The 12687-nt window shown below is 62.5% G+C and carries 13 protein-coding genes; 6 read left to right on the top strand and 7 right to left on the bottom strand.

Annotation, left to right across the window (positions count from 1 at the left end; translation table 11 throughout):
- Both L63ED372_RS03595 and L63ED372_RS03590 read right to left on the bottom strand, forming a co-directional pair.
- Positions 1-903: a polyprenyl synthetase family protein gene (locus L63ED372_RS03595; protein ID WP_062403424.1), complete on the bottom strand. Its 903-nt coding sequence runs from the start codon at positions 901-903 to the stop codon at positions 1-3.
- Positions 900-1154, bottom strand: a complete 255-nt coding sequence (locus L63ED372_RS03590) for an exodeoxyribonuclease VII small subunit (RefSeq protein ID WP_062403421.1) — start codon at positions 1152-1154, stop codon at positions 900-902. The genes L63ED372_RS03595 and L63ED372_RS03590 overlap by 4 nt, the downstream gene beginning before the upstream one ends.
- Positions 1155-1441: 287 nt before the next feature.
- Between L63ED372_RS03590 and L63ED372_RS03585 the strand changes: the two genes are divergently transcribed.
- From L63ED372_RS03585 to L63ED372_RS03575, 3 genes are read left to right on the top strand one after another with little or no spacing between them, the layout of a single operon-like run.
- Positions 1442-2569 (top strand): aromatic ring-hydroxylating oxygenase subunit alpha, encoded by a 1128-nt coding sequence (locus L63ED372_RS03585; protein WP_062403418.1) that lies wholly within the window; start codon positions 1442-1444, stop codon positions 2567-2569.
- A 13-nt stretch (positions 2570-2582) separates the two neighbouring features.
- On the top strand, positions 2583-3470 hold the full coding sequence (locus L63ED372_RS03580; protein ID WP_062403415.1) for a DMT family transporter: 888 nt from the start codon (positions 2583-2585) through the stop codon (positions 3468-3470).
- A 15-nt stretch (positions 3471-3485) separates the two neighbouring features.
- A complete protein-coding gene (locus L63ED372_RS03575) occupies positions 3486-4343 on the top strand; it encodes a sulfurtransferase (protein ID WP_062403411.1) in 858 nt (285 codons plus the stop codon).
- Positions 4344-4354: 11 nt separating this feature from the next.
- On the opposite strand, the gene L63ED372_RS03570 is transcribed toward L63ED372_RS03575, so the two are convergent.
- Together L63ED372_RS03570 and L63ED372_RS03565 are read right to left on the bottom strand one after the other, a co-directional pair.
- Positions 4355-5197: a ZIP family metal transporter gene (locus L63ED372_RS03570; protein WP_062407590.1), complete on the bottom strand. Its 843-nt coding sequence runs from the start codon at positions 5195-5197 to the stop codon at positions 4355-4357.
- 67 nt (positions 5198-5264) lie between these two features.
- Complete coding sequence (locus L63ED372_RS03565) at positions 5265-6161, bottom strand: dienelactone hydrolase family protein (protein ID WP_062403408.1); 897 nt, start codon at positions 6159-6161, stop codon at positions 5265-5267.
- 90 nt (positions 6162-6251) lie between these two features.
- Here L63ED372_RS03565 and L63ED372_RS03560 point away from each other — a divergent pair, with 90 nt between their 5' ends.
- Entirely contained in the window at positions 6252-6893 is a 642-nt protein-coding gene (locus tag L63ED372_RS03560) for a glutathione S-transferase (protein WP_062403405.1), read from the top strand.
- 3 nt (positions 6894-6896) lie between these two features.
- Here the strand turns inward: L63ED372_RS03560 and polA are convergent, their stop codons facing one another.
- Entirely contained in the window at positions 6897-9728 is a 2832-nt protein-coding gene (gene polA, locus L63ED372_RS03555; protein ID WP_062407588.1) for a DNA polymerase I, read from the bottom strand.
- Between the two features lie 98 nt (positions 9729-9826).
- On the bottom strand, positions 9827-10285 hold the full coding sequence (locus L63ED372_RS03550) for an SRPBCC family protein (RefSeq protein ID WP_062403402.1): 459 nt from the start codon (positions 10283-10285) through the stop codon (positions 9827-9829).
- A 147-nt stretch (positions 10286-10432) separates the two neighbouring features.
- On the opposite strand from L63ED372_RS03550, the gene L63ED372_RS03545 reads away from it, so the two are divergent.
- Positions 10433-11395 (top strand): homoserine kinase, encoded by a 963-nt coding sequence (locus L63ED372_RS03545; RefSeq protein WP_062403399.1) that lies wholly within the window; start codon positions 10433-10435, stop codon positions 11393-11395.
- A 5-nt stretch (positions 11396-11400) separates the two neighbouring features.
- On the top strand, positions 11401-12201 hold the full coding sequence (locus L63ED372_RS03540; RefSeq protein ID WP_062403396.1) for a BPSS1780 family membrane protein: 801 nt from the start codon (positions 11401-11403) through the stop codon (positions 12199-12201).
- 5 nt (positions 12202-12206) lie between these two features.
- On the opposite strand, the gene L63ED372_RS03535 is transcribed toward L63ED372_RS03540, so the two are convergent.
- Positions 12207-12683, bottom strand: a complete 477-nt coding sequence (locus L63ED372_RS03535; RefSeq protein ID WP_062403393.1) for an FKBP-type peptidyl-prolyl cis-trans isomerase — start codon at positions 12681-12683, stop codon at positions 12207-12209.
- Between the last annotated feature and the right edge of the window lie 4 nt (positions 12684-12687).

Genomic DNA, 12687 nt, shown 5'->3' with positions numbered 1-12687 from the left:
TCAGTTGTTTCTTTCTACCACCATGGCGGTCAGTGCACGCAGAGCGGCCAAACGGTCATCCGGCAATCCGGTATCGGCCAAGGCCTGCATCGCCTGAGCGGCCAGCGCATCGGCATAGGCTTTGGCTGCGTCCAGCCCCATCAGTGCCACATAAGTGGGCTTGTCGGCAGCTTCATCTTTGCCTGCAGTCTTGCCCAGCGTGGCCGAATCGGCCGTCACATCCAGGACATCGTCCACCACCTGAAAGGCCAGGCCCAAAGCTTCACCAAAGCGCTGGAGCGCCGCTTGAACAGGAGCAGACACGCCGGGCACACAGGCCGCACCCATCTGCACGCTGCACAGCAACAACGCCCCGGTTTTGAGGCGGTGCATCTGCCGCAGTTGGTCTTCTGTGAGCTTGTGTCCAACGCTGGCCAAATCAATCGCCTGGCCTCCGGCCATGCCTTGGTAACCCGAAGCACGCGCCAGCAAGCCCACACAAGCCGCTTGCACCGCGGCTGGCACGCCGCCATGGGGCGGCGTTAAAAATTCAAACGCCAAGGTTTGCAAGGCGTCACCCGCCAGCAGGGCCTGGGCTTCGCCAAACTGCACATGCACCGTGGGTTTACCGCGCCTGAGGACGTCGTTGTCCATGCAGGGCATGTCGTCGTGTACCAGCGAATAAGCGTGGATCAGCTCGATGGCACAAGCCGCGTTGATCGCTGCCGCGCTGCTGGCCTCGTGGCCCACCGCTTCGGCGGTGGCCAGCACCAACAAGGGGCGCAGTCGCTTGCCGCCGTCCAGCACGGCGTAGCGCATGGCCTGACCCAAGGCGGCGGGTGATTCGGCCGCGATACCAGCCGACAAAGCCTGCTCCACCCGATCCAGATGCGGCTGCATCCAGGTTTTCAAATCCACACTCATGCACCGCTCCAGGGTTTGAGTTGCCCGCCGTCCAGCACCTGGATCTGGTCTTCCACCACCTTGAGCTTGTCGCGGCAAAACGCCAGCAAAGCCGCGCCGCGTTGGTAGCCCGTCAAGAGCTGGTCCAAAGGCATTTGGCCCGATTCGAGCTGGCCCACCAGCGACTCCAGCTCCGCCAAAGCCGCTTCGTACGTGGCGGGCAGCGGGGCTGCCAGTGCGTCTGCGGGGTCGGTGGGGGCGGCCTTGGGCATGGGGTGTTCCGGAGGAAAAAACCCGATTTTAGGCCTTAAGCCTTGTTCCAGCTGACAGTTGATCCTGTCAAGTCCACAAGACGGATATGGGCAGACTGCATTCAGGCGCGTCAGCGGAGACCCTGAATTTTTCACGGCTTGTGACGTTGTGCACAGCAGGGGGCACCCCCGGGGTAGAATCCGCGTTCATCGGCAGGTTTTCCCTGTCATTTTTTTGCGCCGTTTTCTTTGAATTCAGCGCTTTGTTCCTGCCCCTTCATAGGGGGAGTCTCTAGGTCAGGTCACCCATGTCTGATTTAAGTCTTCAACTGCAGCAGGCCGCAAGCCAACTACCAGTTTCCACTTATTTCGATGAAGCGCTGTTCCAGCGCGAATTGAACACGCTCTTTCGCCAGGGCCCGCGTTATGTGGGCCACCAACTGGCCGTGCCCCACCCGGGCGACTATTACGCCCTGCCCCACGAGGCCGAAGGCCGCGCCTTGGTGCGTAACGCCCAAGGCGGTATCGAGCTGATCTCGAACGTCTGCCGCCACCGCCAGGCCGTGATGCTGAACGGCCGGGGCAACCTGCAAACCCAGCAAAAGGGCAGCGCGGGCGGCAACATCGTCTGCCCCCTGCACCGGTGGACCTATTCACCCAGCGGCCAGTTGCTGGGCGCACCCCACTTTGCGCACGACCCTTGCCTGAACTTGAACAACTACAAGTTGCAGGAATGGAATGGCCTACTCTTTGAAGACAACGGCCGCGACATCGCCGCCGATCTGGCGGGCATGGGGCCACGCTCGCAACTCAATTTCGACGGCTACGCGCTCGACCGCGTCGAGCTGCACGAGTGCAACTACAACTGGAAGACCTTCATCGAGGTCTATCTGGAGGACTACCACGTCGGCCCCTTCCACCCGGGGCTGGGCCAGTTCGTCACCTGCGACGACCTGAGCTGGGAGTTCAAGGAACACTATTCGGTGCAGACCGTGGGTGTGTCGGGCGGCTTTGGCAAGCCCGGCTCGGACACCTACAAAAAGTGGCACGAAGTGCTGCTCAAGTACCGCAATGGCCAACTGCCCGAACGCGGCGCCATCTGGCTGACGTACTACCCCCACATCATGGTCGAGTGGTACCCGCATGTGCTCACAGTGTCCACTCTGCACCCCATCAGCCCCAGCAAAACGCTGAACATGGTGGAGTTTTATTACCCCGAGGAGATCGTTGCCTTTGAGCGCGAGTTCGTGGAAGCCCAGCAAGCGGCTTACATGGAAACTTGCCTCGAAGACGACGAGATTGCCGAGCGCATGGACGCAGGCCGCAAGGCCCTGCTCGCTCGTGGTGACAACGAGGTCGGCCCCTACCAAAGCCCCATGGAAGACGGCATGCAGCACTTCCACGAGTGGTACCGCAATCAGATGAACACCCTCTGAAGCGAAGGCCCCGATGCAAGCCTCTTGGATGATCTTGGCATCCTTGTTCTTCTCGATGATGGGGGTTTGCATCAAGTACGCATCGGCCCACTTTCACACCTTTGAACTGGTTTTTTTCCGGGGCCTGATCGGCGTGGTGTTCATGGCCACGCTGTGCCGGATGCAAGGTGTGCCTTTGCGCACGCCCATTCCCATGATGCACGTCTGGCGCTCGGTGGTGGGCGTGACTTCTCTGGCCGCCTGGTTTTACGCCATTGGCCATTTGCCCCTGGCCACGGCCATGACCCTCAACTACATGAGCGGCGTGTGGGTGGCGGTGTTTCTGGTCGGCGGCACGCTGGTCATGGGCAAGCTGCAAGACGCGACCCGTCAAGGCCCCATTGTGCTGACGGTGATCGCGGGTTTTGGCGGGGTCATCTTGCTGCTGCGCCCCACCATCGAACAGGACCAATTGTTTGCCGGCATCGTCGGACTGCTCTCGGGCCTGATCGCCGCCTTGGCCTACATGCAGGTGGCGGCGCTGGGGCGCTTGAACGAACCCGAAGCCCGCACCGTGTTTTATTTTTCGGTGGGCACCACCGTGGTCGGGGCCGTGCTGATGTTGGTCACTGGAATGAGCCCATGGCTTTGGCCCAGCGTATTGTGGTTGCTGCCCATTGGCGTGCTGGCCGCACTGGGGCAGTTGTGCATGACCAACGCCTACAGCCGCGGCTCGACCTTGGTGGTGGCCAACCTGCAGTATTCGGGTATTGTGTTTGGTGCCTTGTTTGGCCTGTTCCTATTTGGCGACCAGATCCCGCTCATGGGCTGGCTGGGCATGGCCCTGATCATGGCCAGCGGCATCGCCTCCACCATCTTGCGCAACCGAGCCCTGCCCCGTGCCCCCGCCGAAGACCATTGAACGGAGACCTTTGCCATGTACCCCTTGCTGATCACCGCCGCCCAATTGCAAGCATTGCAGACACAGGGCACGCCCTGCGCCGTGCTGGACTGCAGCTTTGACCTGATGAAACCCGAGCTGGCCGATGGCTTTTTTGCCAGCGAACGCATCGCAGGCGCCTTGCCCGCCCACTTGGACAAGGACCTGAGCACGCACCAACCGGACCAGGCTGTCAATGGTGGACGCCACCCCTTGCCGAAGCGTGAGCGCGTGGCGCAGTGGCTGGGCAGTTTGGGCATTCACAACGGCATGCAGATCGTGGTGTACGACCGCAACAAGGGCCACTACTGCGGCCGTTTGTGGTGGATGCTCAAGTGGCTGGGCCACGAGGCCGTGGCCGTGCTCGACGGTGGTTTGCAGGCCTGGAAAGACGCAGGAGGCGGCCTGGACGCGGGGCCAGTCGCGCCAACAGCACCCGCTCGTTTTGAGCTGAAAACGCCGCTGCGCCAACTGGTGCTGACCGATGCCGTTTCGGCCGCCTTGGGCCAACCCGCTCAGACCGTGGTCGATGCCCGCGCCGGAGCCCGTTACCGGGGTGAGGTGGAGCCCCTTGACCCGGTGGCCGGCCACATTCCGGGCGCATTGAACCGCCCTTTCACCGAGAACTTCAGCGAAGACGGCCGATTCAAAAGCCCCGAGCAGTTGAAGGCAGAATGGACCCAGGTGCTGGCCGGCCGCCCAGCCAGCAGCGTGGTGCACCACTGCGGCAGCGGCGTGACCGCCGTGCCCAATGTGATCGCGATGGAGTTGGCCGGTTTCGGCCCGACCGCGCTTTATGCGGGCAGCTGGAGCGAGTGGTGCCGCACGCCCGGGCTGCCCTGCGCCAAAGGCTGAGCGCCTTCAGGTCAGTGCTGGTGGCCCGCCAAGGCGCTGACCAGCACCACCATGCCAATGCCCACACTCAGCCACAAAATTTGAGCCGCTGTTTCTCGGGCTGACAGGCGCTTTTGCAGTTGGGGGATCAGGTCGGCCAAGGCCACATACACAAAGCTGCTGCTGGCCACAACCAGGAAATAGGGCAGCCATTGGTGCAAGGCGTCGACCAGCACAAAACCCACCGCGCCACCCAAAGCGGTGATGGCCCCGGCCATGGACACCTTGAGGATGGCCGCCTGGCGGCTGCTGCTGCCTTGGCGTAACACCGCCAGATCGCCCATGTGGTGGGGAATTTCGTGGGCCAGCACGGCCAGCGCGGCAATCACGCCCAAGCGCATGTCGGCGATGAAGGCCGAAGCGATCAGGATGCCGTCGCCAAAACAATGCACGCTGTCCCCCGCCAACACGGCCCATTGACCGCGGGGTGACTCTTTGTCGGCATGGGCGCTGTGCACAGGGTCAGCGGGTTGCGCACCATGACCGTGCTCGTGCGCATGGTCATGCCCATGTCCGTGGTCGTGCCCATGTCCGTGGCCATGTTCATGCCCGTGGTGCCAAAGCTCGGCCTTGTCGAGCAAAAAGAAAAACAGCAAACCCACCAGCAAAGTCAGGAACAACTCGTGCGCCCCGGCCTCGCTCTCGAAGGCTTCGGGCAAAAGGTGCAAAAAAGAGGTCGCCATCAAGGCCCCGGCGGCCAGACTCAGCATGTGCTGGGTGTAGCGGCTCAAGATGCCAAAACTCAACCAAGCTGCCACCCAGACGCTGCCAATGCCCGCCACCAAAGTGCCCACCAAAATCGCCAATAAAGTCATCATGTTTCCCGGAGTGCTTGGCACCCCATCAAAAACCGCCCCGAAGGGCGGTTTTTGCGTTCAAAAATCAGGCCACGCCGTTGCGTTTGAGCCAGGCCAGCAAACGCTGCCAGCCGTCTTCAGCGGGTCCCTTGCGGTAACTGCTGCGGTAATCGGCATGGAAAGCGTGCGGCGCCTCAGGATAAACCACAAACTCGCTGGCTTTGGCCGCAGCAGGCCCTTGGGCCAGCTCAGCCTTCATCTTATCAACCGTGTCAAGGGGTATGCCCGTGTCGGCCGCGCCGTACAAACCGAGCACCGGCGCCTTGAGTTGGCCCACCAAAGCCAAAGGATGCGCGGGCGTTTGTGCCGTGGTGTTGCCCACCAGACGGCCATACCAAGCCACACCCGCCTTGAGTTTGGGCTGGTGCGCCGCGTACAACCAGGTGATGCGCCCACCCCAGCAAAAACCCGTGATGGCCAGTTTGTCGGTATTGCCACCGTTGGCTGCCGCCCAGGCCACGCAGGCGTCCAGGTCACCCATGACCTGCACATCGGGCACTTTGGCGATGATCTCGGATTGCAGCTTGGCGAGTTCGCCGTACTCGTTGGGGTCGCCCTGGCGCACAAACAATTCGGGGGCAATGGCCAAGTAACCGGCCTGGGCCAGTCGGCGTGCCACGTCGGCGATGTACTCGTGCACCCCAAAAATCTCGGAAATCACCAGCACCACCGGCAAACCGGTCTTGCCGGCTGGGGCGCAGCGGTAGGCGGGCATCTTGAACCCGTTCACATCGATGGTCACCTCGCCCGACACCAAACCCGTGGAAGGGGTTTTGATGGCCGTTTGCGCCATGATGGGCGCGGCAGCGGCGGCATAGCCCACGCCCAAAGCTGCTTTCAAAGCTGTGCGGCGTGTGGTCCCCGTGCTGTCCACACGGCCACCCAACAGGGCTTGGGCATCGTTGATCAGGTCGTTGTTCAAGGCAGGTCTCCGTCTGTGAAAAATAAGAGGATACTGATCTTGGCACAGTCACTGCAGGCTTGCACAAGGGTGGCGATTTAAACTGCCGCCATGACCGAAATCGCCCTGCCTGTCCTGTATTCCTTTCGCCGTTGCCCCTATGCCATGCGGGCCCGATTGGCCCTGCATGTGAGCGGCTTGGCTTTCGAGCACCGCGAAGTGGTTTTAAAAAACAAACCGACCCACATGCTGTCCCTCTCGCCCAAAGGCACCGTACCGGTTTTGTGGCTGCGCAGCGCGGCAGGCGATCAGGTGCTGGAGCAAAGTGTGGACATCATGCTGTGGGCGCTGCGGCAAAACGATCCGCTGGGCTGGCTGCCCAAGGCGGAAGCAGCCACGTCCGATGCCACGGCCCTGATCGCGCACAACGATGGCCCCTTCAAAAGGCAACTGGACCGCTACAAATACCCGAACCGATCGGGCTTGGCGAGCGGCACGGCCGACCGCGACGAGGCAGCGCTTTGGCTGCACACACTGGATGCGCGGCTTCGCGCACAGCCTTTTTTGACGGGCGAGCAGTTCGGCCTGGCCGATGCCGCACTGGCCCCCTTTGTGCGCCAATACGCCCACACCGACCCGGCCTGGTTTGCGGCGCAGCCTTGGGGGCCCTTGGCCGCATGGCTGGCCGCGTTCGAGGGCTCTGCCCTGTTTGAGGCCATCATGCAAAAACACGCGCCTTGGCTGCCCGTTTGACGCTCAGTGCGCCTGCTCCCAGTTCGGCCCAAAGCCCACTTCGGCCAGCAGGGGCACCTTCAAATCGGCCACCCCCGCCATGATGCGCGGCACCTCGGTGCGCACCCACTCGACTTCTGATTCGGGCACTTCAAACACCAATTCGTCGTGCACCTGCATGATGACCTTGGTGGCCTTGCTTTGTTCGTCGAGCGCCTTTTGCACGGCGACCATGCTCAGCTTGATCAGGTCTGCCGCTGTGCCCTGCATGGGCGCGTTGATGGCGGCGCGCTCGGCCCCGGCGCGGCGTGGGCCGTTGGGGCTGTTGATCTCGGGCAGCATCAGGCGGCGACCAAACACGGTCTCCACATAACCCAGCGCCTTGGCCTGCTCGCGGGTGGCGTCCATGTAGTGTTTGACGCCCGCAAAACGCTCAAAGTAGCGGGTAATGTAGTTTTTGGCGGCGGTGTTGTCGATGGAGAGCGCCTTGGCCAGCCCAAACGCGCTCATGCCGTAAATCAAACCGAAGTTGATGGTCTTGGCGTAGCGGCGCTGCTCGCTGCTCACGGTGTAGGGCGTGGCGCCAAACACCTCAGCCGCCGTGGCCTTGTGCACGTCCAGCCCTTCATGGAAGGCCTTGAGTAAGGCCGCGTCGTCACTCAGGTGCGCCATGATGCGCAGCTCGATCTGGCTGTAGTCGGCGCTGGCAATCACGCAGCCTACCGGGGCCACAAAGGCCTCGCGCACCTTGCGGCCTTCGGCGGTGCGCACTGGGATGTTTTGCAGGTTGGGCTCGTTGCTCGACAAGCGGCCTGTGACGGCCACCGCCTGCGCATAGTGGGTGTGCACACGCCCCGTGCGCGGCAAGGCCAGCTGCGCCAGCTTGTCGGTGTAAGTGCCTTTGAGTTTGGCCAGGCTGCGGTGCTCCAAGATGCGGGCGGGCAGCGGGTAGTCTTCGGCCAGTTTTTCCAGCACCTCTTCGTCGGTGCTGCGGGCCCCGGTGGCGGTTTTCTTGATGACGGGCAGACCCAGCTTGTCAAAGAAAATTTCGCCCAGTTGCTTGGGGCTGGACAGGTTGAAGGGCTGCCCCGCGATCTCATAGGCCTCGGTTTCGAGCTGGACAATGCGCTCGCCCAGCGCCTGGCTTTGCGCGGCCAGCGTGGGCGCGTCGATCAGCACGCCGTTGCGTTCGATGCGGTAAAGCGCTTCGCTGGTGGCGATTTCCAGCTCGTACACGTACTTGAGGCCCGCATGCGCCTCGATCTGCGGCCACAGCGCCAAATGCACGTCCAGGCACTGGTCCGAGTCTTCGCAGGAATAATGCGCGGCCTTGTCCACATCGACCTGCGCAAACGGGATCTGGTGCGCACCCTTGCCGCACAGGTCTTCGTAGGTCACGCCCCGGCGGCCCACATGCCGCTCGGCCAGGCTAGAAAGGCCATGCGGCTTGTGCACTTCGAGCACATAGCTTTCCAGCATGGTGTCGTGCGCGTAGCCCTGCACCTCGATGCCGTGGTTCGCGAACACATGGCGGTCGTATTTGATGTTCTGGCCCAGCTTGTGGCGGGCCGGGTTTTCCAGCCAAGGCTTGAGCTTGGCCAGCACATCGGCCAGCGGCAGCTGCTCGGGTGCACCCGGGCCGTTGTGGGCCAGCGGAATGTAAGCCGCCTCGCCCGGCGTGACGCTGAGCGAAATTCCGACAATCTCGGCGCGCATGGCGTCCAGCGAAGTGGTTTCGGTGTCGATGGCGGTGAGCGGGGCTTGTTCGATGCGGGCCAACCAAGTGTCGAACGCGGCCCAGTCCAGCACGGTGTCGTATTTCAACTCGCCCTGAACAGCGCTGGCGGCTCTGTCCAACTCGGGCAAGGCCGCAGCCGCTTCAGCCTCACCAGCACCAAACAAATCCCCCATGCCCGTGTCTTTGGGTTTGGCCGCTTTGGCTTTGGCCGCAGGCGCAGGCACAGCCCCACCCAGCGACTGCACCAGCCCCTTGAAGCCGTAGGTCTGGTAAAAATTCAGCAGCTTGTCTTTGTCCGGCGCGTGCAGGTGAAGGCTGGCCAGCGACGGCAAACCGGGCACCCAGCCGTTCAGGTCGCAATCGGTTTTCATGGTCACCAGGGCACGGCCCTTGGGCAGCCAGTCCACCGCCTGGCGCAGGTTCTCGCCCGCCACGCCTTTGATGTCGTGGGCGTTTTCCATGAGCTTGTCGAGCGAGCCGTATTCCATCAGCCACTTGGCCGCCGTTTTGGGGCCGACTTTGGCCACGCCCGGCACGTTGTCCACCGTGTCGCCCACCAGGGTTTGGTAGTCAATCATCAGCGAGGGCGGCACACCAAACTCGGCGGTCACACCCGCCACATCGCGCACCTTGCCGTTCATGGTGTCGATGATGGTGATGTGCTCGTTGACCAGCTGGCTCAAATCCTTGTCGCCGCTCGACACCGTCACGGTGATTCCCTGCTGCGCGGCCACATGGGCCAACGTGGCAATCACGTCATCGGCCTCCACGCCCGGCACGTCCAGCACGGTCCAGCCCATCAGGCGCACCAACTCGTGGATCGGCTCGATCTGCGAGCGCAAATCGTCGGGCATGGGGCTGCGGTTGGCTTTGTATTCGGGGTACAGCTCATCACGGAAAGTCGGGCCTTTGGCGTCGAACACGCAGGCGGCGTACATGGCTGGCACATCCTTGCGCAGCCGCTCCATCATGTTGATCATGCCGCGAATGGCCCCGGTGGCGGGGCTCGCCGGGTCGCCCGGCACAGCCCGCAGATCGGGCATGGCGTGAAAGGCGCGGTACAGGTAACTGGAGCCGTCTACCAGCAGCAAGCTGGGTTTTGTGGTGGATGGGGCCATGTTGGGGGCCGCGGTGGGGGCCGTGGTTGGGGCGGTGTCAGGGGTTTTTTCGCTCATCCCCCGATTGTGCACGCCACCACCCGCGCTGACCGGCCCGCTCAGCCCGCCGTTTCGGGCTCGACCAACAGGGCCAGTTGCGCCAGCGACTCTTGCCAGCCGAAGTAACACATCTCCAGCGTAATCACCTCCGGAATGCCCGACTGCACGATGCTCAGTTCGGTGCCACACAGCACCGGCTTGAGGTGCACCGCCACTTCGAGTACCCCCGGCAGGTTGGGGTCATCGAACTGGTCTGTGTAGCGGATCAAGGCATTGGGCACCAACTCCAGGTATTCACCGCCAAACGAATGGCTCTGGCCCGACGAGAAATTGCAAAACGACATGCGGAAAGTGCCACCCACCTTCGGCGTCATGTGATGCACCTTGCAGGTGAAGCCATAAGGAGGCAGCCATTTGGCCATCGCCTCGGCATCCAAAAAGGCCCGGTAAATCTTTTCGGGCGAGGTTTTCAGCACGCGGTGCAAACGAACGGTTCGGTCGGCAGGGCTGTCTGACATGGGTGACTCCTGTTTGAGGTGGGCATGTATCATGAGAAGTTACCACGCGCACCAGGGTGCTCAGGCAGCAGATCAGGCATCGCCCCCGCCTACAATCACCGGTTTCATCCACCTTCCGGCCAGCCTACAGGCCCACCGATTGCAACCATGGCGGTATTCACCGAAGTCACCGAAGCCCAGGCCAACGACCTGATGCAAGCCCTGAACCTGGGCCGGCTCACCGCTTTGCGCGGCATTGAGGGCGGGATTGAAAACACCAACTACTTCGCCACCACCGATCAAGGTGAGTATGTGCTCACCCTGTTCGAACGCCTGACGCACGAGCAACTGCCGTTTTACCTGTTCCTCATGAAGCACCTGGCCGGGCGCGGCATTCCGGTGCCCGACCCGTCGGCCAACCGCGACGGCGATGTGCTGCACACCTTGAACGGCAAACCAGCCGCCGTGGTGAACAAACTGGCGGGCAAAAGCCAGCTGCAGCCACAAGCGGTGCATTGCGCGGCTGTGGGAGACATGCTGGCACGCATGCACCTGGCCGGGGCCGACTACAACCGCAGCCAGCCCAATTTGCGTGGCCTGCCCTGGTGGAACGAGACCGTGCCCGTGGTGTTGCCCTACCTGGACCTGCCCCAAGCCGCCTTGGTGCGCAGCGAGCTGGCCTACCAAAACCACATCGCCGAGGGTGCAGCGTATGCCGCCCTGCCCCGTGGGCCGGTGCATGCTGACCTGTTCCGCGACAACGTGATGTTCGACGGCGAGCAGCTGACGGGGTTTTTTGATTTTTACTTTGCGGGTGTCGACACCTGGCTGTTTGACTTGGCCGTGTGCCTGAACGACTGGTGCATCGACTTGCCCACGGGCGCCCACGACAGCACACGCGCCCAGGCCTTGGTGCAGGCCTACAACCGGGTACGCCCCTTGAGCGCGGCCGAACGCGCGTTGCTGCCTGCCCTTTTGCGGGCAGGGGCTTTGCGTTTTTGGATTTCTCGGCTGTGGGACTACCATCTGCCCCGCGAAGCGGCCATGCTCACCCCGCACGACCCGACCCATTTCGAACGCGTTTTGCGCGGTCGGGTGCAACAGCCCATCTCCCTGCCTGACCTCGTCTGAACACCATGAACCTGCAAATTGTTCCCGCCCGTGCCGGCCTCAAGTGGGTCCGCCAGGGCATGAGCACCTTCTGGCGTCAACCGCTGGCCCTGTCGGGCCTTTTCTTTTTGCTCATGGCCACGGTTTCCATCGTGTCCATCGTGCCCTTCATTGGCAGCGCCTTGGCGCTGATCGTCCTGCCTGCGCTCACCTTGGGCATGATGGCGGCAACCCAGACCGCCACCGAGGGCAAATTCCCCATGCCCAGCGTGTTGTTTGCGGCCTTCAAGGCCGGACCGCACCGCCAGGCCATGTTCCATCTGGGTGGCCTTTATGCGGTGATCTTTCTGGTGGTGATGGGCGTTTCGGCCTTGGTCGACGGCGGTACCTTCGCTAAGGTTTACTTTGGCGGACAAGCCATGACGCCCGAGGTGGTCACCACCGATTCTTTCCAAACCGCCCTGTGGGTGTCGATGCTGTTTTATGTGCCGCTGTCCATGATGTTCTGGCACGCACCCGCTCTGGTGCACTGGTACGGCCTGCCGGCCGTCAAAAGCCTGTTTTTCAGCTTCGTGGCCTGCTGGCGCAACCTCAAGGCCTTTGGGGTGTATGTGCTCTCTTGGGGTGTGATCTTCATGTTGGCCGGGATCCTGGCGCTGCTCATCTCCGGCCTCTTGGGCAACCCGGGCTTGATGACGGCCACCTTCATGCCCTTGGCCCTCATGGTGGCAGCCATGTTCTTCACCTCGATGCTGTTTTCGGTGCGCGACTGCTTCTCGACCGACGTCTACGACGAGCCGCCCGCCAGCGCGGATCGGCCCGACTGAGCTGCTCAGTGGTGGTGACCGTGCGCACCGTGTGCGTGGCGGTGCGTCACCTCTTCGGCTGAGGCCGTCCGCACTTCTGTCACCTTCAGGCTCAGCGTCAGGTGCTGCCCGGCCCAAGGGTGGTTGCCGTCCAGGATCACCTGGTTACCTTTGATTTTCAACACGTTGAACACCTGCTCGCGGCCATCGGGCGTGCGCCCGCGCAGCTGGCCACCCACCTTCACGCCGGGCGGGAACTCGCTTTTGGGAATCGTCTGCACCAAGCTCTCGTCGCGCTCGCCAAAGGCGTCAGCCGGGGTCAGCTTCAAGGTGGTGGCAAAGCCCACTTCTTGTCCTTCGAGGGCGGCTTCGATTTTGGGGAAGGTGTTGTCATAGCCGCCGTGCAAATACGAGGTCGGCTCTTGCGCCTTGTCCAGCAACTGGCCTTGGGCGTTGGTCACTTTGTACTGCATGGTGACGACGGTATCTTGGGCGATTTTCATGGCG

This window comes from Limnohabitans sp. 63ED37-2 (genome assembly GCF_001412535.1).
Taxonomy (GTDB): Bacteria; Pseudomonadota; Gammaproteobacteria; order Burkholderiales; family Burkholderiaceae_C; genus Limnohabitans_A.
Note: the sequence above shows the minus strand (reverse complement) of the source record. Positions and strands in the feature narration are given on the sequence as shown.